The sequence below is a fragment of the Streptomyces sp. NPDC048504 genome, from assembly GCF_043200035.1.
Classification (GTDB): domain Bacteria; phylum Actinomycetota; class Actinomycetes; order Streptomycetales; family Streptomycetaceae; genus Streptomyces.
Genome location: NZ_JBICXA010000026.1, coordinates 75,793 through 95,250, shown reverse-complemented (window position 1 = coordinate 95,250; position 19,458 = coordinate 75,793). Strand labels below are relative to the sequence as shown.

Annotated in this window: 20 protein-coding genes and 1 riboswitch; of the genes, 15 read left to right on the top strand and 5 right to left on the bottom strand. The window is 70.4% G+C overall.

Translation table 11 applies throughout. The features are described 5' to 3' along the window. Positions 1 to 108: 108 nt before the first annotated feature. The 3 genes from ACGFY9_RS45440 to ACGFY9_RS45430 all read left to right on the top strand — a co-directional run bounded on the left by ACGFY9_RS45440 (position 109) and on the right by ACGFY9_RS45430 (position 4,623). On the top strand, positions 109 to 2,181 hold the full coding sequence (locus tag ACGFY9_RS45440) for an alpha-galactosidase (RefSeq protein WP_393764477.1): 2,073 nt from the start codon (positions 109 to 111) through the stop codon (positions 2,179 to 2,181). Between the two features lie 303 nt (positions 2,182 to 2,484). Continuing rightward, positions 2,485 to 2,647, top strand: a riboswitch (cyclic di-AMP (ydaO/yuaA leader). Positions 2,648 to 2,651: 4 nt separating this feature from the next. After that, the gene (locus ACGFY9_RS45435; RefSeq protein WP_393764475.1) at positions 2,652 to 3,596 is read left to right on the top strand and encodes a peptidoglycan DD-metalloendopeptidase family protein; all 945 of its coding nucleotides are present in this window, start codon (positions 2,652 to 2,654) and stop codon (positions 3,594 to 3,596) included. A gap of 241 nt (positions 3,597 to 3,837) precedes the next feature. Beyond that, positions 3,838 to 4,623, top strand: coding sequence for an SGNH/GDSL hydrolase family protein (locus ACGFY9_RS45430; protein WP_393764553.1), 786 nt, complete (start codon positions 3,838 to 3,840; stop codon positions 4,621 to 4,623). Between the two features lie 118 nt (positions 4,624 to 4,741). Here ACGFY9_RS45430 and ACGFY9_RS45425 read toward each other — a convergent pair whose 3' ends face one another. Continuing rightward, positions 4,742 to 5,356: a TetR/AcrR family transcriptional regulator gene (locus ACGFY9_RS45425; protein ID WP_393764473.1), complete on the bottom strand. Its 615-nt coding sequence runs from the start codon at positions 5,354 to 5,356 to the stop codon at positions 4,742 to 4,744. 44 nt (positions 5,357 to 5,400) lie between these two features. After that, entirely contained in the window at positions 5,401 to 6,579 is a 1,179-nt protein-coding gene (locus ACGFY9_RS45420) for a Glu/Leu/Phe/Val dehydrogenase dimerization domain-containing protein (RefSeq protein ID WP_393764471.1), read from the bottom strand. Positions 6,580 to 6,863: 284 nt separating this feature from the next. Between ACGFY9_RS45420 and ACGFY9_RS45415 the strand changes: the two genes are divergently transcribed. Continuing rightward, on the top strand, positions 6,864 to 8,066 hold the full coding sequence (locus tag ACGFY9_RS45415) for an MBL fold metallo-hydrolase (RefSeq protein WP_393764469.1): 1,203 nt from the start codon (positions 6,864 to 6,866) through the stop codon (positions 8,064 to 8,066). A 33-nt stretch (positions 8,067 to 8,099) separates the two neighbouring features. Here ACGFY9_RS45415 and ACGFY9_RS45410 read toward each other — a convergent pair whose 3' ends face one another. After that, entirely contained in the window at positions 8,100 to 8,507 is a 408-nt protein-coding gene (locus ACGFY9_RS45410) for a RidA family protein (RefSeq protein WP_393764468.1), read from the bottom strand. 99 nt (positions 8,508 to 8,606) lie between these two features. Between ACGFY9_RS45410 and ACGFY9_RS45405 the strand changes: the two genes are divergently transcribed. From ACGFY9_RS45405 to ACGFY9_RS45375, 7 genes are all read left to right on the top strand, one after another. Next, entirely contained in the window at positions 8,607 to 8,987 is a 381-nt protein-coding gene (locus tag ACGFY9_RS45405; RefSeq protein WP_393764466.1) for a winged helix-turn-helix transcriptional regulator, read from the top strand. Between the two features lie 448 nt (positions 8,988 to 9,435). Further along, positions 9,436 to 11,610, top strand: a complete 2,175-nt coding sequence (locus ACGFY9_RS45400; RefSeq protein WP_393764464.1) for an ATP-binding protein — start codon at positions 9,436 to 9,438, stop codon at positions 11,608 to 11,610. Between the two features lie 77 nt (positions 11,611 to 11,687). Then, a complete protein-coding gene (locus ACGFY9_RS45395) occupies positions 11,688 to 12,122 on the top strand; it encodes a roadblock/LC7 domain-containing protein (RefSeq protein WP_019069670.1) in 435 nt (144 codons plus the stop codon). Positions 12,123 to 12,124: 2 nt separating this feature from the next. Beyond that, positions 12,125 to 12,496 carry a DUF742 domain-containing protein gene (locus ACGFY9_RS45390; RefSeq protein WP_393764551.1) on the top strand — a complete coding sequence of 124 codons (372 nt, stop codon included), beginning with the start codon at positions 12,125 to 12,127 and terminating at the stop codon, positions 12,494 to 12,496. Continuing rightward, positions 12,474 to 13,091 (top strand): ATP/GTP-binding protein, encoded by a 618-nt coding sequence (locus ACGFY9_RS45385; protein ID WP_033281764.1) that lies wholly within the window; start codon positions 12,474 to 12,476, stop codon positions 13,089 to 13,091. Before ACGFY9_RS45390 ends, ACGFY9_RS45385 begins: the two co-directional genes overlap by 23 nt. A 60-nt stretch (positions 13,092 to 13,151) precedes the next feature. Further along, the gene (locus tag ACGFY9_RS45380) at positions 13,152 to 13,727 is read left to right on the top strand and encodes a GAF domain-containing protein (RefSeq protein WP_393764461.1); all 576 of its coding nucleotides are present in this window, start codon (positions 13,152 to 13,154) and stop codon (positions 13,725 to 13,727) included. 23 nt (positions 13,728 to 13,750) lie between these two features. Next, positions 13,751 to 14,359: a TetR/AcrR family transcriptional regulator gene (locus tag ACGFY9_RS45375; protein ID WP_393764459.1), complete on the top strand. Its 609-nt coding sequence runs from the start codon at positions 13,751 to 13,753 to the stop codon at positions 14,357 to 14,359. Here the strand turns inward: ACGFY9_RS45375 and ACGFY9_RS45370 are convergent, their stop codons facing one another. Next, a complete protein-coding gene (locus ACGFY9_RS45370) occupies positions 14,360 to 15,586 on the bottom strand; it encodes a YbfB/YjiJ family MFS transporter (RefSeq protein WP_393764457.1) in 1,227 nt (408 codons plus the stop codon). Positions 15,587 to 15,616: 30 nt separating this feature from the next. Further along, the gene (locus tag ACGFY9_RS45365) at positions 15,617 to 15,910 is read right to left on the bottom strand and encodes a muconolactone Delta-isomerase family protein (protein ID WP_393764549.1); all 294 of its coding nucleotides are present in this window, start codon (positions 15,908 to 15,910) and stop codon (positions 15,617 to 15,619) included. A gap of 141 nt (positions 15,911 to 16,051) precedes the next feature. Between ACGFY9_RS45365 and ACGFY9_RS45360 the strand changes: the two genes are divergently transcribed. From ACGFY9_RS45360 to tdh, 4 genes are all read left to right on the top strand, one after another. Next, a complete protein-coding gene (locus ACGFY9_RS45360) occupies positions 16,052 to 16,972 on the top strand; it encodes a LysR family transcriptional regulator (protein WP_393764455.1) in 921 nt (306 codons plus the stop codon). Positions 16,973 to 17,145: 173 nt separating this feature from the next. Then, positions 17,146 to 17,859, top strand: a complete 714-nt coding sequence (locus ACGFY9_RS45355; RefSeq protein ID WP_393764453.1) for an SDR family NAD(P)-dependent oxidoreductase — start codon at positions 17,146 to 17,148, stop codon at positions 17,857 to 17,859. 15 nt (positions 17,860 to 17,874) lie between these two features. Further along, the gene (locus ACGFY9_RS45350) at positions 17,875 to 18,243 is read left to right on the top strand and encodes an SgcJ/EcaC family oxidoreductase (RefSeq protein WP_393764451.1); all 369 of its coding nucleotides are present in this window, start codon (positions 17,875 to 17,877) and stop codon (positions 18,241 to 18,243) included. 147 nt (positions 18,244 to 18,390) lie between these two features. After that, entirely contained in the window at positions 18,391 to 19,419 is a 1,029-nt protein-coding gene (tdh, locus tag ACGFY9_RS45345; protein WP_393764449.1) for an L-threonine 3-dehydrogenase, read from the top strand. Positions 19,420 to 19,458: the final 39 nt, after the last annotated feature.

The window sequence follows — 19,458 nt, the reverse complement described above, 5'->3', positions numbered from 1 at the left end:
ACATGGGTCCGACAGGCAATGAGTTGTCCACAGGCGTTGCCTCACAGGCCTTCCGCCGTTGATGATGTTGGCGCTTGAGCGGACTTGTTCGAATCTGTGAGGAACCTGATGCTGGAGATCGCCGAGAACGGCCGTACGTGGGTGCTGTCGGGCCCCACGAGCAGTTACGCCGTCCATCTCACCGAGGACGACGAGCTGCTCCACCTGCACTGGGGCCCCGCGATCGCACTCGCCGACGCCGAGGAGCTCGCCGGCCGCCCGCTGCCCGTGGGCTCCTCCTTCGAGTCCCCGCTCGACGGCCGCGAGGAGTACCCCGTCGAGGGCGGCCCCCGCTTCGCCCGACCCGCCCTGTCCGTGCGCACCCCCGAGCGCCGCGGCACGGAATGGACCTTCGAGCGGTACGACACCGAGGGCGACGAGCTGCGGCTCCGCTTCCGGGACACCGGTCTCGCGATCACGCTGCACTACCGGATGCGCGGCGACGTCGTGGAGCGCTGGGCGAGCCTCGACAACGACGGGGCCGAGACGCTGGAGCTGCTGCGCGCCGACTCCGCCGTGTGGACGCTGCCCGAGCGGGAGGGGTGGCAGCTGTCGCAGCTGCACGGGCGGTGGGCCGCCGAGTCGCGGCTGGTGCGCTCCGACCTCACCTACGGTGAGAAGGTCATCGGCAGCCGGCGCGGCCACACCGGGCACCAGCACCTGCCCTGGGTCGCGCTCGACACGGACGCGACCGAGGAGCGCGGCGAGGTCTACGGCTGCGCCCTCGGCTGGTCGGGGTCCTGGCGGATCGCCGTGGCCCAACTCCCGGACGCGCGCGTGCAGATCACCGGCGGCGCCGGGTACGACGACTCCGGGCTGCTGCTCCTGGCACCGGGGGAGTCCTTCACGACCCCCGTCTTCGCCGGCCTGTGGAGCGACGCCGGCTTCGGGGGCGCCAGCCGCACCTGGCACGCGTACCAGCGGACGTACGTCATCCCGGACGCGGACCAGGACCGGCCGGTGCTCTACAACTCCTGGGAGGCCACCCAGTTCGACATCTCCGAGGAGCAGCAGGAGACGCTCGCGCAGCGCGCGGCGGCGCTCGGGGTCGAGCTGTTCGTGGTCGACGACGGCTGGTTCGGGAAGCGGACCAGCGACCGGGCCGGGCTCGGCGACTGGACCCCCAACCCGGATCGCTTCCCCGCAGGACTCAAGCCCCTTGCCGACCGCGTCCACGCGCTGGGCATGCAGTTCGGCATCTGGGTCGAGCCCGAGATGGTCAACGCGGACAGCGACCTGTACCGCGCGCACCCCGACTGGGTGCAGTACCAAGAGGGGCGAAAGCGGACGGAGTTCCGCAATCAGCTCGTACTGAACCTCGCCCGCGAGGACGTGCAGGAGTACCTCTGGGAGCAGCTCGACGGGCTGCTCTCCAGCGCCCCGATCGACTACGTGAAGTGGGACTTCAACCGCTGCTTCACGGACGCCGGGTGGCCCGGTGACGGCTACCCGCAGCGCCTCTGGGTCGACCATGTGCGCGCGCTGTACGCCCTGTTCGACCGGCTGCGGGCGGCCCACCCGGGTGTGGCCTTCGAGTCCTGCTCGGGCGGTGGTGGCCGGATCGACCTCGGCATCATGAGCCGTACGGACCAGGTGTGGACCTCGGACAACACCGACCCGCTGGACCGGCTCGCCATCCAGCACGGCTTCAGTCAGATCCATCCCGCGCGCGTGATGGCCGCCTGGGTCACCGACAGCCCGAACACCCAGCTCAACGACCGGGTCAGCAGCCTGCGTTTCCGGTTCGTGAGTGCTATGGCCGGAGTGCTCGGCGTGGGCGGCGACCTCTCGGAGTGGAGCGGGGAGGAACTCGCCGAGGCCCGCCGGTGGGTGGATCTCTACAAGGAGATCCGGCCGCTCGTGCAGCACGGCGACCTCCACCGGCTGCGCCCGCCGAGCGGCGGACTGAGTGCCGTGCAGTACGCGCGCGGCGACGAGACCGTCGTCCTCGCCCTGCTCCAGGCGCAGCACTACGGCGAGCCCGTACCGGCGCTCCGGCTGCGCGGGCTCGACCCGGCAGCGTCGTACGAATGCCTCGAAACGGGCGAAGTGCACCGGGGTGCCGTCTTGTTGCACCACGGCCTGCGTACCCCCCTGCGCGGTGACCTCGATGCGACGGTTATCCGCCTGCGTCGCATCTGATCCCTCTGTCCTAATTGCAGCCTTCGTTCCAACTCGCTCTGGAATAAAGGAACCTGAGAGTTGTGTACGTGAGCAGCGTCATATTCGTGACCGTGCGTCGCTCGTCATGTTCACGTAATTGACGTGCTTTTGCAGGGGAATTGGGGGGTCGGGTCCTGTGGGAATTCACGGAGGGTGACTGTGAATTCCCACAGGGAAACGCAAGGAACGCAAATCCGTGGAACCTCCTGCTTGTCCCTTTGCGTCTTCCTCGCTTACGTTCGCCACCAATCCGGACGGACGCCCAATCCTGCCGCCGACCGGACTCCGCACACACCCACCCGTATGCGGCAGGAGCGGGGGACCCACAGGTAAGACGCCTGTTCCGGTCTCCGGAACGGGCTTGGGGTTTAGCCGCGTCCAGCGCGCGGCCGGGCATCTCCAGCCCGCACCCGACAGCTCACCTCGCAGGCGCCGGAGAGGAATTCGTCATGCCCGCGAAGGGTAAGCACCGCCGCCCGAAGTCCCAGCGACTCACCCGCTCGATGGCCGTAGCCGGAACCGGCGGCGCCGCACTCGCCCTTCCGCTCATGGGGGCCACCGGCGCCCATGCCGCGACCACGACTTCGGTTCCGGAAAAGGCAGTTCAGTCCGTTCCGGCGGCCGAGAAGACGGTTTCTGAGAAGGCGGCCGCGAAGACCGTCTCGAAGGCCTCGGGCGTCAAGACGTATTCGGTGCGGTCGGGCGACTGGCTCGCGAAGATCGCCGAGGAGCAGGACGTCACCGGCGGCTGGAAGAAGCTCTACCAGGACAACCGTGAGGCCATCGGCGGCGACCCGTCGCTGATCCACCCGGGCCTGAAGCTCTCCCTCGGCGAGAAGGCATCGACGGGCGGGACGGACACCGGTACTTCCTCCAAGTCGTCCGGTACTTCGACTGCTTCGTCCTCGTCGTCGTCCTCCTCTTCCTCGTCGAAGAGCAGCTCGGCCTCACAGAGCGACGACAGCACGAGTACCAGCACCTCCACCGGCTACACCCTCCCCGTGACCGGCGGGACCATCGGCACCGGCTACCACGTCGCGGGCAGCATGTGGTCCAGCGGCTACCACACCGGCGTCGACTTCGTCGTCCCGACCGGCACCACCGTCAAGGCGGTCGCCGCGGGCACGGTCGTGTCGGCGGCCTACGACGGCGCCTACGGCAACGAGGTCGTCATCCGGCACGCGGACGGCGAGTACTCGCAGTACGCCCACATGTCGCAGCTGTCCGTCTCGGCCGGCCAGACCGTGACCGAGGGCCAGCAGATAGGCCTCTCCGGCGCGACCGGCAACGTGACCGGCCCGCACCTGCACTTCGAGATCCGGACCACGCCGTACTACGGCTCGGACGTGGACCCGGTCGCCTACCTCCGCTCGCACGGCGTCACCGTCGGCTGACACCGGGCCCCCACGCCTGCCCCACGCAACCGAATGCCGGACCCAGATCCTTGGGTCCGGCCTTCGGGCACAGCAGTTCCGGGGTCAACGCCCCTGATCAGAGGCTTATTCCGACTTTGGACAACCCTTTACAAGTGGCTTATCTCACCGCCCGTCAACCCCTAAATACGATCGCGTAGGTCACATGCGAGGGTGAATTATGGTTGCCGTGGCTAACGATTCGAAGAGTGACAACAGATCAGTGATCGGGTCGTACGTGGCGGTGGGGGACAGCTTCACCGAGGGCGTCGGCGATCCAGGGCCCGACGGGGCGATGGTCGGCTGGGCCGACCGGTTCGCGGTACTGCTCGCGGATCGGCGGCCCGAGGGCGACTTCGAGTACACCAACCTGGCCGTGCGCGGGAAGCTGCTGGACCAGATCGTGGCCGACCAGCTCACCCGGGCCAAGGAGATCGGCCCGGACCTGGTCTCCTTCTGCGCCGGCGGCAACGACATCATCCGCCCCGGCACCGACCCCGACGAGGTCGCCGAGCGCTTCGAACGCGCGGTCGCCGATCTCACCGCCGCCGTCGGCACCGTCCTGGTGACGACCGGCTTCGACACCCGCGGCGTGCCCGTGCTCAAGCATCTGCGCGGCAAGATCGCCACCTACAACGGACATGTGCGGGCCATCGCCGACCGCTACGGCTGCCCCGTGCTCGACCTGTGGTCGCTGAAGACGGTCCAGGACCGGCGGGCCTGGGACGGCGACCGGCTCCACCTCTCTCCCGAGGGGCACACGCGCGTGGCGCTCCGCGCGGGCCAGGTCCTCGGCGTCGAGGTCCCGGCAGACCCGGACCAGCCCTGGCCTCCGCTGCCGCCGCGCGGCACGCTTGACATCCGGCGCGACGACGTGCACTGGGCGCGCGAGTACCTGGTGCCGTGGATCGGACGCCGGCTGCGCGGCGAGTCCTCCGGGGACCATGTCGAGGCGAAGGGCGCGCTGTCGCCGGACGACATCAAGATGCGGATCGAACGGGTGGCCTGACGGGGCGACACGGTAACGGGGTCCTGCGGTAACGGGGTGCCGGGTGCGGAGGTGACCCCTCGGAGAGGCGGCTTTCTCGGGAGGCGTCTCCTCGAAGAGGCGGCCTTTGAGGAACGACTCAGGGAGCGGTCAACGCCGCCCGCTCCAGGCCCAGTTCCCGTGCGAGCGCCTCGTCGACCCACTCCAGGGCCCGTGCCCGCGGCACCGCTCCCGCGTATGCGGTCATCTGTACGGCGAGGCCGTCCAGGAGGGCCGTCAGGCGCAGGGCGGTGGTGGCCGGGTCCGGGCAGTGGAACTCGCCCGCGGTCACGCCCTCGGCGACGACCTCCGCCAGTGCTTGTTTCCACTGCCGGTCGAGATCGCGGGTGACGTCCAGGAGGGCGGGTTCGCGCAGGGCCGCCGCCCAGCCCTCGATCCACAGCCGCCAGCCCTTGGCCTGCCCGGTCGGCGCGTACCAGCGCACCGCTGCCCGCAGTCGGCGCAGCGCGGTCGTACGGCGGCCCAGGAGCTTGTGGAGATGCGCGAGGTCGTCCTCGGCGGCGAAGGCGAACGCGGCGGCGACCAGCTTCTCCTTGGTCGAGAAGTGATACAGCACCAGCGCGTTGCTCACGCCGAGCGCCGAGGCCACGTCGGCGATCCGGACCGCCGCCACACCCCGCGCCTCGATCTGCTCGACGGCGGCCCGCAGCAACTCGGCCCGCCGTTCCGCCACGCTCAACCGCACTCTCGCCACGTGATCACCCTAATCCGTTGCCCATAGGGGTGGTGTCCCGTACGTCACCGGTACCAGCCGAACCGTTCCGCGATGACCGGCAGCCGGTCCGCGACGATGGCGTGCGCGGCGGCGCGCGGTGTCGTGCCGTCGGCCTCCGCGCGGGCCAGCATCCGGTCGATCAGGGCGCGCATCGAACGCCGGGTGTGGGCGAAGGCCTCGTCCGCGTCGGCGCCGATGTCGCCGAACAGGGTCCACCACCACCAGGCGTTCGTCCCGGAGTTCACGACCACGTCCGGCAGCACGGTGACCCCGCGCGCGGACAGCAGTTCCTCCGCCTCGGGCAGTACGGGCATGTTGGCCGCCTCGACGATCCAGCGGGCCGTGATCCCTTGCTGGTTCGCGGTGTCGATCGCGTACGACACCGCTGCCGGAACCAGCACCTCCGCGTCGACGGACAGCCAGTCCTCGCCGGGGAGTTCGAGGTCGCCCGGGCGCAGCGCGGAGCGGCCCACGGTGCCGTACGTGTCCCGGGCCGCGAGCAGCGCGTCCACGTCGAGGCCGGCCGGGTTCGCGATCGTGCCCTTGATGTCGGCGACGGCGACGAGCGACAGCCCCGCGCGCGCGAGGAACCGTGCCGTGGCCCCGCCCATGGTGCCCAGCCCCTGCACGGCGACCCGCGTCCCCGCGTACGGCACGCCCGCCCGGTCCAGCGCCGCGAGCACCGACTCGGCGACCCCGCAGCCGCCGACCAGCTCGTCGAGACCGATGCCCTCCACCTCGACCGCGAAGGCGTCCGCGAGCCGCCGCCGCGCCGCGGTCTCGTCATCGAGCAGCGGATACACGGCCTGGATCGACGACACGAGCCCCGCCTCCGCGGCGGCCCGGTCGACCAGGTCCTGGGTGAGCCCGAGGTCCTCACCCGTCGTCCAGAAGCTCTCGATGTACGGCCGCATGGCGCGCAGATAGCGCACGAGGAGGCCGTACGACACCGGGTCCTGGGGATCGCAGTCGATGCCGCCCTTGGCGCCGCCCAGGGGGATGTACAGGCCCTGCGGGTCGTAATGGAGCGCCTCTTTCATGGTCATGCCCCGGGCCAGCCCCGCCACCTCGTCGAGCGTGCAGCCCGGCCGCATCCGCAGGCCGCCGCTGGACACCCCGCGCACCAGCCGGTCGACGACCAGGAAGCCCTGGCGGCCGGTGACGTGGTCGGTCCAGGTGAGCGACATCAAGGGGGCGGTCATACGGGCTCCTCGGGGCGCCGGCCGACAGGGCGAGTACGGGCAGCACGCGTACTGGAGCGCGTACCGGACGGTCGGTGCTGAATGGCGGGTACTGAACGGCGAGTCAGTATCGGAAGAGGTGCCGTGTCCTGTCAACGGAAGGGCGAGTTCCGCCCCGCGGCGTCAACCTCCGGCGCGGAACTTTGGTCTTTCCTTGGAAACCGGCCCCGATGACGCCGACGCAGCGGCGTTGTCACAGGGGTCGACCATAATGGAAAGCCTGAACGACCCGACCTGGAGGCATCGTGACCGCATTCCGTACGCTGAGCTCCGGGCTCCGCGCGTTGCAGCCCGCTGCCTTCGGCGCGGACCCGAGTGGCGAGCGCCTGGCGCGCATCCGCAGATCCCCCCACTTCAAGGACGGGGTCTTCCAGAACCCCGGGGGCAATACGAACGTCCGCCCGTCCGGCGGCACGGTGCGCGAGATGGGGAAGTCCTACCTCGACAAGGAGCAGCGCGCCCGCCGCGCCCCCGACGGCACGCTGCCGGTGCACGCCACCACCCTCGCCGACCTGGCCAGGCCCGCCGCGACCGGGCTGCGGCTGACCTGGATGGGGCACTCCAGCGTGCTCGCGGAGATCGACGGCCACCGGGTCCTCTTCGACCCGGTCTGGGGCGAGCGCTGCTCCCCGTTCCCGTTCGCCGGACCCAAGCGGCTGCACCCGGTGCCCCTGCCGATCGCCGCGCTCGGCCCGGTCGACGTCGTGGTCATCTCGCACGACCACTACGACCACCTGGACATGCCCACGATCAAGGCGCTGGCCGACACGGACACCCTGTTCGCCGTGCCGCTGGGCGTCGGTGCCCACCTGGAGCACTGGGGCGTGTCCCCCGACCGGCTGCGCGAGCTGGACTGGCACGAGGAGACCAAGGTCGGCGGCCTCACCCTGACCGCCACCCCGGCCCGGCACTTCTGCGGCCGCGGCCTGCGCAACACCCAGCACACCCTCTGGGCCTCCTGGGTGGTAGCCGGCGACGAGCACCGGATCTACCACAGCGGCGACACCGGCTACTTCGAGGGCTTCAAGGACATCGGTGCCGCGCACGGCCCGTTCGACGCCACGATGATCCAGATCGGCGCGTACAGCGAGTTCTGGCCCGACATCCACATGACGCCCGAGGAGGGCATGCGCGCCCACCTCGATCTCCAGGGCGGGCAGCCGCACGGGGTGCTGCTGCCGATCCACTGGGGCACCTTCAATCTGGCGCTGCACCCGTGGGCCGAGCCCGGCGAATGGACCGCGGACGAGGGCGAAGCGGCCGGCCAGGCCGTGGCCACACCGAGGCCGGGCGAGCCGTTCGAACCGGGCGGCGACCTGACGACGGACCCGTGGTGGCGGCCCTTCGGGGGAACGATCGATCACCCCTGGCGGACCCCGAAGCCGGTGGAGACGGAACCGAAGCCGACGACCGCTCCGGCGGAACTGGATCTCGCGAACGAACGCTGACAGGGCGAGGAAGTCCTGTCCTGCCGGCTCTGCTCAGTCGATGACCGCGGTGGCTTCGACCTCGACCAGATGGTCCGGCACGTCCAGGGCCGCCACGCCGATCAACGTGCCCGGCGCCATCGGCGTGGTCCCCAGCTTCGCGGTGGCCCGGGCGACCCCCTCCAGGAACAGGGGCATCTTGTCGGGGGTCCAGTCGACGACGTAGACGGTCAGTTTCACCACGTCGTCGAAGGACGCGCCGGCCGCCGCCAGCGCGGTGCCGACATTGAGATAGCTCCGCTCGACCTGGGCCGCGAGGTCGCCTTCGCCGACCGTGACCCCCTCGGCGTCCCAGGCGACCTGGCCGGCGACGAAGACCAGCTTCGCCCCGGTCGCGATCGACACCTGCCGGTACACCGGGATCTGCGGCAATCCGCTGGGGTTCATCAGAGTGACGGCCATGCTGCCCACCTCGTTCTCGGTCACTTGTGGTTACTCGGAAACCGTAGGAGAGTTGCCGCTGACCTGGAAGAACGCACTTTTCGGTGACTGAGGAACCCTATGGTGACCAAGCACTTCAGCGACTCGCCCGAGGACGCGGACCTGAGACGCGCGGACTCGTTGGCGCGGGAGATCTTCTCCGACGTCGCCAACAAGTGGGCGTTCCTGATCATCGAGGCCCTCGGCGAAGGCACCCTGCGCTTCAGTGAGCTGCGGAACGCGATCGAGGGCATCAGCCACAAGATGCTCACCCAGAACCTGCGCATGCTGGAGCGCAACGGTCTGGTCGAGCGTGACGTGCACCCCACCGTGCCGCCGCGCGTGGAATACACCCTCACCGAGTCGGGCCAGGGGCTCCGGGCGACGGTCGATGCCATGTGCGGCTGGACCCACCGATACCTCGGTCACATCGAGGCCGCCCGCCGCCGCTTCGACGCCTGACGCGCTCGTACACCTCGACGGCAGTCACGTTCTGTCATGTTCCGGGGTGGGGTCGAGGGCGGCCGAGGCCCCGGGGAACGCCTCCGCGGCCCGCTTCTGGGCGAGGGGCGGGCGAGTGTCGGAGACGGGGTGGCATCGAACCCCTCGGCCCCCGACGCCCGCTCGTGACCGGTTCCGATCAGGTGCGATCGATTCTTTGTCCTTCTTCGGCATGCGGTCGAGGGGGTTATCGGTCTGTCGTACGAGGCCTCATACCAGAGCGGGACGCTCCCCGTGGGAGTTTGTCAACTGCCCACCGCACCTGATGCGTTGACGACTACTGTGAGTGTCCGTCGGGCGACGCGGGGCCGAATTCTTCGGCTCTCTCGACCGGCACCGCGATGGCGTATGCCCGAATCGCGCACCCCGCGCGAACCAACCGGCCCGACGCACCAGTACGAGGACGCCGATGTCTCAACTCCGTGCACCGGCCGCCCGCGCAGACCGCCGTGAGGGCGGCCGGCACGGGCGACCGGCCGCCCGCCCCGTGCCCGCACTGCCCGAGACCCACATACGCCCCCAGCTCCTGCGCCTCGCCGTGCTGCCGCCCGTCGCGGTCGCGCTGAGCGCCAGCGCGGCCGTCCTGTTCACCGTCCGCTCCACCGGAGCGCGGACCAGCCTCACCCTCTGGGGCGTCCTCGCCGGAGCCACGTCCGTGACGATCGCGGGCATCTTCATCGCCGCTGTGGCCGCAGGCCGTGCCGCCGGCTCCGTCAGCGACCGCATCGGCGCCCTGCGCCGCAGCAGCGCGCGCGGCGAGGCCGATCTGCGCGACCTGGTCGAGGCCTTGCGCCGCGGCGAGAGCCCGCCCCCACGCAAGCCGCGCACCAAGCCCCCCGGGGACGCCGACGACTTCGACCTGCTCGCCGCCGACCTGGCACACGCGCACGACGGCGCCGTCACCGCCGTCGTCGCGGCCGCACAGCTCTCCAGCCAGGCGGGCAGCGAACAGAAGGTCGAGGTCTTCGTCAACCTCGCACGGCGCCTGCAGTCCCTCGTGCACCGGGAGATCTCCATCCTCGACGAGCTGGAGAACGAGATCGAGGACCCCGACCTCCTCAAGGGCCTCTTCCATGTCGACCACCTCGCCACCCGCATCCGCCGCCACGCCGAGAACCTCGCCGTCCTCGGCGGCGCCGTATCCCGCAGACAGTGGAGCAAGCCGGTCTCCATGACCGAGGTGCTGCGCTCCGCCATCGCCGAGGTCGAGCAGTACTCCCGCGTCAAACTCGTGCCGCCGATCGACGGCACCCTGCGCGGCCACGCCGTAGCCGACGTGATCCACCTGCTGGCCGAACTCGTCGAGAACGCCACGGTGTTCTCCGCCCCGCACACCCAAGTGCTGCTCCGCGTCAATCTCGTGACCTCGGGCCTCGCCGTCGAGGTCGAGGACCGCGGACTCGGCATGCCCGCCGGTGAGCAGAGCCGGATGAACGCCCTGCTCACCGACCCCGACCAGGTCAACGTCGCCAGCCTGCTGGCCGACGGCCGCATCGGCCTGTTCGTCGTCTCTCAACTTGCCCGTCGCCACGGCATCCACGTCCGCCTGCAGACCAACATCTACGGCGGGGTGCAGGCCGTACTCGTGGTGCCACAGGCCTTGTCGGGTACGGCGCCGGGCGCCCCCGGGGTCGTAGGACAGCCGCAGGACACCTTGGGCGGGGGGCATCCGCTCGTCCCGCCGCAGCAGGCACAGGGTGGGACCGAGGGGGGTCAACTCGCCGTCGGGCAGGGTGCGTCGGTGCCGTCCGGTGCTCCTGGCGCGCCGGGTCGGCATCAGCGCGGGTCAGGGGCGCCGGGGCGGCATCAGCGACGGGACTCAGCACCGTCCGCCGCAGCGGGGTCGGACGGCAGCGGACCGGTGCCGTTGCCCGTGCGCGGCGCCCACGTGGAACGGGCCAACCCCTCGGAAGCGGTGCCCGGCATCCGTCCCGACGACCGGGGGACCGTGGCTGAGAACATGACCGCACCGCCCGTCCCACGCGGCGGAGCGGTACGCGGCACCATGGGCAAGCCGCCCCAACTGCCCCGGCGCCGCGCCCAGGAACACATCGCCCCCCAACTCCGCGACGGCCCCACCCCCCGCCAGGACTCCGAACACCCCGCCGGCCACGACCCGGGCCTGATGGCCGCGTTCCAGCGCGGGATCGGCCTCGCGGAGGCGCAGCAGCACATGGAGGCGGCCGAGGCGGCGGACGGGGTGGTGCCGTTGGACGAGGGCGAGGTGGCGTCACCGCACATGGCGTCGGACCACATGGAGGTCCCGCACACCAACGGGGCCGACACGACCGGCGTCCACACAGGCGGTCTCTACACGAACGCGCTCCACGCGGACTCCTCCGCTCGGGACGCGACCACCCCTGTGGACCAGCCCCACATGTCGGCAACGCACATGGGCTCCGGCTATATGGACACCGCACTGCACCGCTACACCGCTCAGCCCACGACACCGGACACCGGGACGGACCGCTTCACCCTCGCCCCCCACATGGACGCGGCCCCCATAACCGAAGCGCACGCGCATGTGCTCGGCCATGACCACGACCTCACCGCCCGGCACGACGGGAGCGCATCAGCCGGATGACCACGCACGCCACCACCCCCACTGGCACCCCCACCCGCGCTCCCGCAGACCTTCGTACCCCAAGGAGTCGATCCACCATGGCGAGCGACGCGCCGACCGGCCATGTATCCGATCTCGACTGGCTGATGAGCGGCCTCGTGCAGCGCGTACCGCACACCACCAGCGCGGTGCTGCTCTCCTGCGACGGGCTCGTGAAGTCGGTTCACGGGCTCGACCCTGACAGCGCCGACCACATGGCCGCCCTGGCCTCCGGGCTGTACTCCCTCGGCCGTAGCGCGGGCGTCCGCTTCGGTGACGGTGGAGACGTCCGGCAGGTCGTCGTCGAGCTCGACTCGACGCTGCTCTTCGTCACCACGGCCGGATCCGGCACCTGTCTCGCCGTGCTCGCCGGCCGTGAGGCCGACGCGGCCGTCCTCGGCTACGAGATGGCGATGCTGGTCAAGAGCGTCCGCCCTTACCTCGTGACCGCCCCCCGGCAGCACGCCGTCGAATCACCTGCGATGAGGCCTTGAGCGTGGCGACGGCCGGCGACGGGCCTTGGTTGGACGACGCGGCCGGACGTCTGGTGCGCCCCTTCACGGTCAGCAACGGCCGTACCCGGCCCTCCGTCGCACTCGACCTCCTGTCGCAGGTGATGGCCACCGGCGCCACCCCCCTCGGCTACCTCGGACCCGAGCACGCGCAGGCGCTCGACCTGTGCCGCGCGCCCGTCTCGGTCGCCGAGGTCTCCGCCCACCTGAAGCTGCCGGCCGTGGTCACCAAGGTGCTGCTGTCGGACCTCGTCGACTGCGGGACGCTGACCACCAAGCCACCCGAGTTCCACCACAACCCCACTGACCGGTCTCTTCTGGAGGCAGTGCTCGATGGACTACGACGACAGCTCTGACTACGAGAGCGGCCACGACCCCTTCCCCACCGCGCTGAAGATCCTGGTGGCGGGCGGCTTCGGCGTCGGCAAGACGACCTTCGTCGGCGCCGTGAGCGAGATCGCGCCGCTCAGCACGGAGGAGCTGCTCACCACGGTCAGTGCCGCGACCGACGATCTCGAAGGCATCGAGAACAAGGTCGAGACGACCGTGGCGATGGACTTCGGCCGGATCACCCTCGACCCGGAACACGTGCTCTATCTGTTCGGCACGCCCGGACAGGAGCGGTTCTGGTTCATGTGGGACGAGCTGTCCGAAGGCGCGCTCGGCGCGGTCATCCTCGCCGACACACGACGGCTGGAGGAGTGCTTCGCGGCCGTCGACTTCTTCGAGCAGCGTGGCCTCGGCTTCATCGTCGCGATCAACGAATTCGACGGCTCCTACCGCTACGACCCCGAGGAGGTGCGTGCCGCCATAGATCTCGACCCCGGGATCCCGGTCGTCCGCTGCGACGCGCGGATTTCCAGTTCCGGTGTCCAGACTCTGCTGACCCTCGTACGCCATCTCATCGCCCACGCCCCGGCACACGCGCCGAGCCATGGTGCCCACATGTGATCCCCGCACACCGCCACGGAGTTCCTCTATGTCATGCGTCCACATGGACGGAGTTTGCCCATGAGCTACGACCCGCCGCGTCCGGCCGGTCGTCTGCTGCTCACACCCGAGGACAAGGAGGCCCCTCAACGGCGGCGCCGGCTGCGCGGGCTGGGCCTGGGGGAGCACCCGGACCCGGCGCTCGACGCCTTCGCGGACCAGCTCGCCGACCTGACCGGGGCGCCGTACGCCATGGTCAACTTCATCGACGAGAACCGGCAGTTCTTCGCCGGTCTGCACACTCCGGGCGGGGTGGGACTGCCCCGGCCCGTCTCGGGAGGGGAGCACGCCAAGCCCGAGGTGGGCCGGCAGTTGGCGCGTGATTATGGGTTCTGCCCCCATGTGGTGGTCAGACGTAAGGCGTTGGTGTTGGAAGACGTCTGCGACTATCCGCGGTTCGCGGGCAATCCGGTCGTCGACGAGTTCGGGATCCGTTCCTATCTGGGGGCGCCGCTCATCGACTCCACGGGGATGGTGCTGGGCACGGTGTGTGTCGTCGACACGGAGCCGCGGCCGTGGGGGAAGCCGGGTCTGGAGACGATCAAGTCGACGGCGGCGGAGCTGGTAGCCCGGCTCGAACTGCTCGGCGGAGGATAGCCGACCGGTCGTATAGTCGTCGTATGGGTAGGACCAGTGACGCCGGAGAGAAGATCCTCGCCGCCGGGCGGACGCTCTTCGAGGCGCGCGGTTACTCGGCTCTGGGGGTGGCCGAGATCTGCAAGGCCGCCGGAGTGCCGAAGGGCAGCTTCTACTACTTCTACGCGTCGAAGGAGGCCCTCGCGCTGGCCGTCGTCGACGAACACTGGGCGGACCAGCGCCGTGAGTGGACGCGCATCCTGAGCGGGGAGACCGGCGGTGCTCAACCGCTCGACCGGCTACGGCAGTTGTTCGAGGAGACCGAGGCCGGCCAGCACGCCGTGCAGCAGGGCTGCGGCACCGTGCTGGGCTGCCTGTTCGGCAACCTCAGTCTGGAGATGAGCAATCAGACCGAGGCCGTTCGCGCGCGGCTCCAGGAGATCTTCGACGCCCAGGTCGAGATGGTCGCCTCGGTCATCGGCGAGGCGCGCGAGCGCGGGGACATCACCGTCAACGACTCCCAGGAGGCGGCGCGTTCCGTCGTCGCGCAGTTGGAGGGCCAGGTGATGTTCGCGAAGCTCTACAACAACACCGGGCGTTTGAGCCCCCTTTGGGCCAACTGCCTGGCCCTGCTCGGGACCCGTACCGCCTGATCAGCGACCGGCGGTCCGTACGTCCCGGGCGGCCGCGGAGGGTCGTAGCGCCACCGTTTGACGAGGCGGGAAGCCGGTCCGCAGGACGGCGGCTGCGACGGCCGCGGCGAGGACCACCGCGGCGGCCAGGAGCAGGGCCGGGCGGTAGCCGTGGTGCAGGAGCGGGGCCACGGCGAGGGGGCCGAGGATCTGGCCGATGGAGTAACCGGCGGTCAACAGGGCGACCGAGCGCGGGAATTGCAGCTCCGCCCCGGTTGCCAGGGCGAGCGTGCTGACGCCGATGAAGGTGGCGCCGAACAGCACCGCGCCGACCAGGGCCGCCGCCACCCCGCCGGCCAGCGCGGGCAGGGCGATGCCGACCGCCTGGATCACCAGCGCCACGCACAGCAGCCCGGGCCGCGACCAGCGGCGCCCGAGCCGTGCCCAGAGCGCGGAGGACGGTACGGCGGCCAGGCCTACGAGCACCCATGCGCCGCTGCCGATCCAGCCGGGGGAGCTCTGCCCGATCGCGGCGACCAGGAAGGTACCGGCGACGATGTAGCCGACGCCCTCCAGGGCGTAGCTCACGAACAGGGCGCCGAACCAGGGGCCAACTACCTTTTCAGGGGCGTCGATTGAGGGTGCGGCCGGTGCCTCGGGCCGTAGATTCCACGCGGCCGCCGCGAGTGCCGTGGCGAGGGCGGCCGAGGACCACCACGCGACCTGCCAGTCCGCTACCGAGCGCAGGGCGAGGACCAGCAGACCGGAGAGCGCGATGCCCGCGCCCACGCCGCCGAAGCCCCAACCGGGCATGTGCGCCGGGTGGTTGCGCAGATGGCCGAGGAGCGAGCTGACCGCGACCACGAAGACCAGCGCGCTCGCCATCCCTGCCAGTAACCGCAGCGCGATCCATGCCGTGGTGCTGTCGGTGACGGGCATCGCGGCCAGCGTGCCGATCAGCAGGACGAACGAGCCGCGCAGGACAGTGCGGGAGCGGACCAGGGCGGGGAACAGGGTGCCGGCGAGGGCGCCGAGGAGGTAGCCGACGTAGTTGGCGGTGGCCAGGTGGGCGCCGGCGTCGGTGGAGAGCCCCGCCTGGGCGTGCATCAGCGGGAGGATCGGGGTGTAGACGAAGCGGCCGACGCCCATGCCCGCCGCGAGGGCCGCGGCGACCCGTGCGACGTGGGTCCAGGGGGACGGGAGCGGGCCCTCCGCCCGAGGTGCGGGGACCGGGGCGTAGCGGCTCATGGTGGTGAAGTCCCTTGCGGGCAGGGTGAGTTACTCCGCATAGCCGGGGTCGTTCGGGTGCGGTTCCAGCGGGGTGACGGCGAAGGTCATCCACGCGTGCAGTGGCAGCGTGCCGAGCACCTTCGCGTGGAGTTCCTCCTCGTCGGCGGCGCGCCAGACGCCGACGCTGCGCAGTTCGCCGACCGGGCGCCACAACCGGGCCAGATGGCCGGTCGAGGCCAGTTCGCGGGCGCGGACGGCCTCAGCGGCGCGGCGCCGGTCGACCTCTTCCTGGGCGGTGCCCTCGGGGATCGTGGTGGTGATCTCGACCAGGAACTCTCGCAGCATGATCTCGCTCCGTTCGGGCCCGCCCGGCGGGACGGCAGGGTGCCGGGCTTCCATGTCCTCATCGTGGCCCGTGACCGGCCCGGGCGCCACGACGGGCTCGCTCCCTGCTGAGAGGCACGACCTCCCAGCGCGCGTAGCATGACGGGCGTGGAGCTGCGCCAACTGAGGTACTTCGTCGCCGTCGCCGAGGAGCTGAACTTCGGCCGCGCCGCCGACCGCCTCCTGATCGCCGGTCCGTCCCTCTCCCAGCAGATCAAGGCCCTCGAACGCGACCTGGGCGTACGGCTCTTCGACCGCGACCGCCGCTCGGTCTCCCTCACCCCGGCCGGCGCCGCCCTACTCCCGCACACCCGGGCCCTGCTGGAGCGCGCCGACGACCTCCGGCGCCGGGCCGGGCGGCTCGCGGGCTCGGAGGCGGTCCGGCTCGGCTACGTCAACTGGCTTCCCGCGGACCTGACTTCGCGCACCGCCGGAGTGGCCCAGGTGCATGTCGACGCGTGGGTCGCGCCCTCGCACACACAGGCCGCCCGGGTCGCGGACGGCAGTCTGGACCTCGCGGTGTGCTGGGTACGGGACGAGAACCTGAAACGGCACGGACTGCGAGCCCGGCTGCTCGGCGCGGACCGGCTGTACGCGGTGTCCCCGGGCACCGACACCGGTGACGTGCGGGCTCGGGACACCGCCCTCCTCCTCGACGACGACACCAACTCCTGGTCGTCGTGGAACGTCTACGCCGAGCAGCTCGCCCACGACACCGGGGCCCGCGCGGTGCCCATCTCCGACGGCGGTGTCACCGGCCCCGCGTTCTTCGACCACGTCCGCCGCAGCCGTCGTCCGGTCGTCAACTCGCCCAAGGGGCAGACCACTTCACTGCCGTCCGACCTGGTGCGCCGGGAGATCGCCGGGCCGACGGTCCACTGGACCTGGTCGCTGGTGTGGCGCGAGGGCGAGACGCGCACGGCCGTGCTCGCCGCCGTGGACGCGCTCTGCGACGGCGTCGGCGACCTCGGGCTGCGCGCCCCCGACGCCTGGCTGCCCGAGGGCGACCCGCACCGCTGACGTGGACTGGGAGGCCAGGCCTCCCAGCAACGAGGATTCCGGTCCTGGGAAAACCCCGTCTGACCTTTGCTTTCCCTTCCAGAGGTCGCCTACTTTCTCCAATAGGCGACCGGTCGGCTAGCAGCGATCGGCCGGCCAGGAGCACCTCGGCAACTACTTCGGAGAAGGTCGTCATGAGCACTCAGAACCAGAAGGTCGCGATCGTCACCGGTGCCTCGCAGGGCATCGGAGCCGGCGTCGTCGACGCCTACCGCAAGCTCGGTTACGCCGTCGTCGCCACCTCGCGGACCATCGCCCCGGCCGACGACGCGGACGTGCTGACCGTCCAGGGCGACATCGCGGACCCGGCGACCGCTGAGCGGGTCGTCGCCGCCGCGATCGAGCGGTTCGGCCGCGTCGACACGCTGGTCAACAACGCGGGCGTCTTCGTCGCCAAGCCGTTCACCGACTACACGGCCGACGACTACGCGTCCGTGCTCGGCATCAACATGACCGGGTTCTTCCGGATCACCCAGCTGGCCATCGGGCACATGCTCGCCCAGGGCGGCGGCCACATCGTCAACGTCACCACCAGCCTGGTCGACAACGCGGACGCCCGCGTCCCCTCCGCCCTCGCCTCGCTGACCAAGGGCGGGCTGCAGTCCGCCACCAAGTCCCTCGCCATCGAGTACGCCACCCGCGGCATCCGCGCCAACGCCGTGTCGCCCGGCACCATCAAGACCCCGATGCACCCGGAGGAGACACACACAGGCCTCGCCGGACTGCATCCGGTCGGCCGGATGGGCGAGGTGAGCGACATCGTCGACGCCGTGGTGTTCTTGGAGAACGCCCCCTTCGTCACCGGCGAGATCCTGCATGTCGACGGCGGTATGAGCGCCGGTCACTGAGAAAGGTCGACGGAGATGAACAGCACGAACGACGACGAAGTCATCCTGCGCGGTGTCCTGGACCCCTGGAAAGCGGCCGTCGACACGCATGAGCCGCAACGGGTCGCGTCCCTCTTCACTGAGGACGCGATCTTCCAGGGGCTGCATCCCTACAGCGTCGGCCGGAAGGGCATAGCCGAGTACTACGACTCCCAACCCCTGGGCATGACAGCCGAGTTCGAGATCCTCGAAACCCGTCGGTATGCCGACGACCTCGTACTCGGTTATCTGGACACGGAGTTCACGTTCACCGACCGGGCGCCGGTCGACGTCAAGCTCGCGGTGCTGGTGAAGCGGGTGGCGGACGGGTGGTCCATCGCCCACTACCAGGTGTCGCGGCTCTGACGGCTGTGAAGGAAAGCTGCGACACGGCTTAAGAAAACCTCGATGGACCCGGGCGCTCCGGTGGGGCAGATTGCTAACAGAATCCACCCCACCCCCGGAACGGGCTCGTTCGACGTGCCCGGGGCCTCACCCTCAGGAGCCGTAGCGTTGAAGGCGCTGGTCAAGGAGAAGGCGGAGCCCGGGCTGTGGCTCGCGGACGTCCCGGAGCCCGCCGTCGGACCCGGCGACGTACTGATCAAGGTCCTGCGGACCGGGATCTGCGGCACCGACCTGCACATCCGGAACTGGGACGGCTGGGCGCGACAGACGATCCGTACGCCGCTGGTGCTCGGCCACGAGTTCGTGGGCGAGGTCGTCGGGACGGGCCGGGACGTCGCCGACATCGCCGTCGGTGAACTGGTCAGCGGCGAGGGCCACTTGGTGTGCGGCAAGTGCCGCAACTGCCTGGCCGGGCGCCGCCACCTGTGCCGCGCCACGGTCGGGCTCGGCGTCGGACGGGACGGGGCCTTCGCGGAGTGCGTCGCGCTGCCCGCCGCCAACGTATGGGTGCACCGCGTCCCCGTCGACCTCGATGTCGCCGCGATCTTCGACCCGTTCGGCAACGCCGTGCACACCGCGCTGTCGTTCCCGCTGGTCGGCGAGGACGTGCTGATCACCGGAGCCGGCCCGATCGGCTTGATGGCGGCGGCAGTTGCGCGGCACGCCGGTGCGCGGAACGTCGTGGTGACGGATGTGAGCGAGGAACGCCTCGCCCTCGCCCGCAAGATAGGTGTGAGCCTCGCCCTGAATGTGACGGACGCTCAGATCGCCGACGGGCAGCGGGAGTTGGGACTCCGCGAGGGCTTCGACATCGGCCTGGAGATGTCCGGCCGACCCGAGGCCATGCGCGACATGATCGCCAACATGACGCACGGCGGCCGTATCGCCATGCTGGGCCTGCCCTCCCAGGAGTTCCCGGTCGACTGGTCCCGCGTCGTCACCTCGATGCTCACCATCAAGGGCATCTACGGCCGTGAGATGTTCGAGACGTGGTACGCGATGTCGGTCCTGCTGGAGGGCGGCCTGGACCTCGCGCCCGTGATCACCGGCCGGTACGGACACCGCGACTTCGAGGCGGCGTTCGCGGACGCGGCGAGTGGCAAGGGCGGCAAGGTCATCCTGGACTGGACCGCGTAACTCCCTTTGGGACCGAGCAACTCCCTTTCGGCGAAGGAA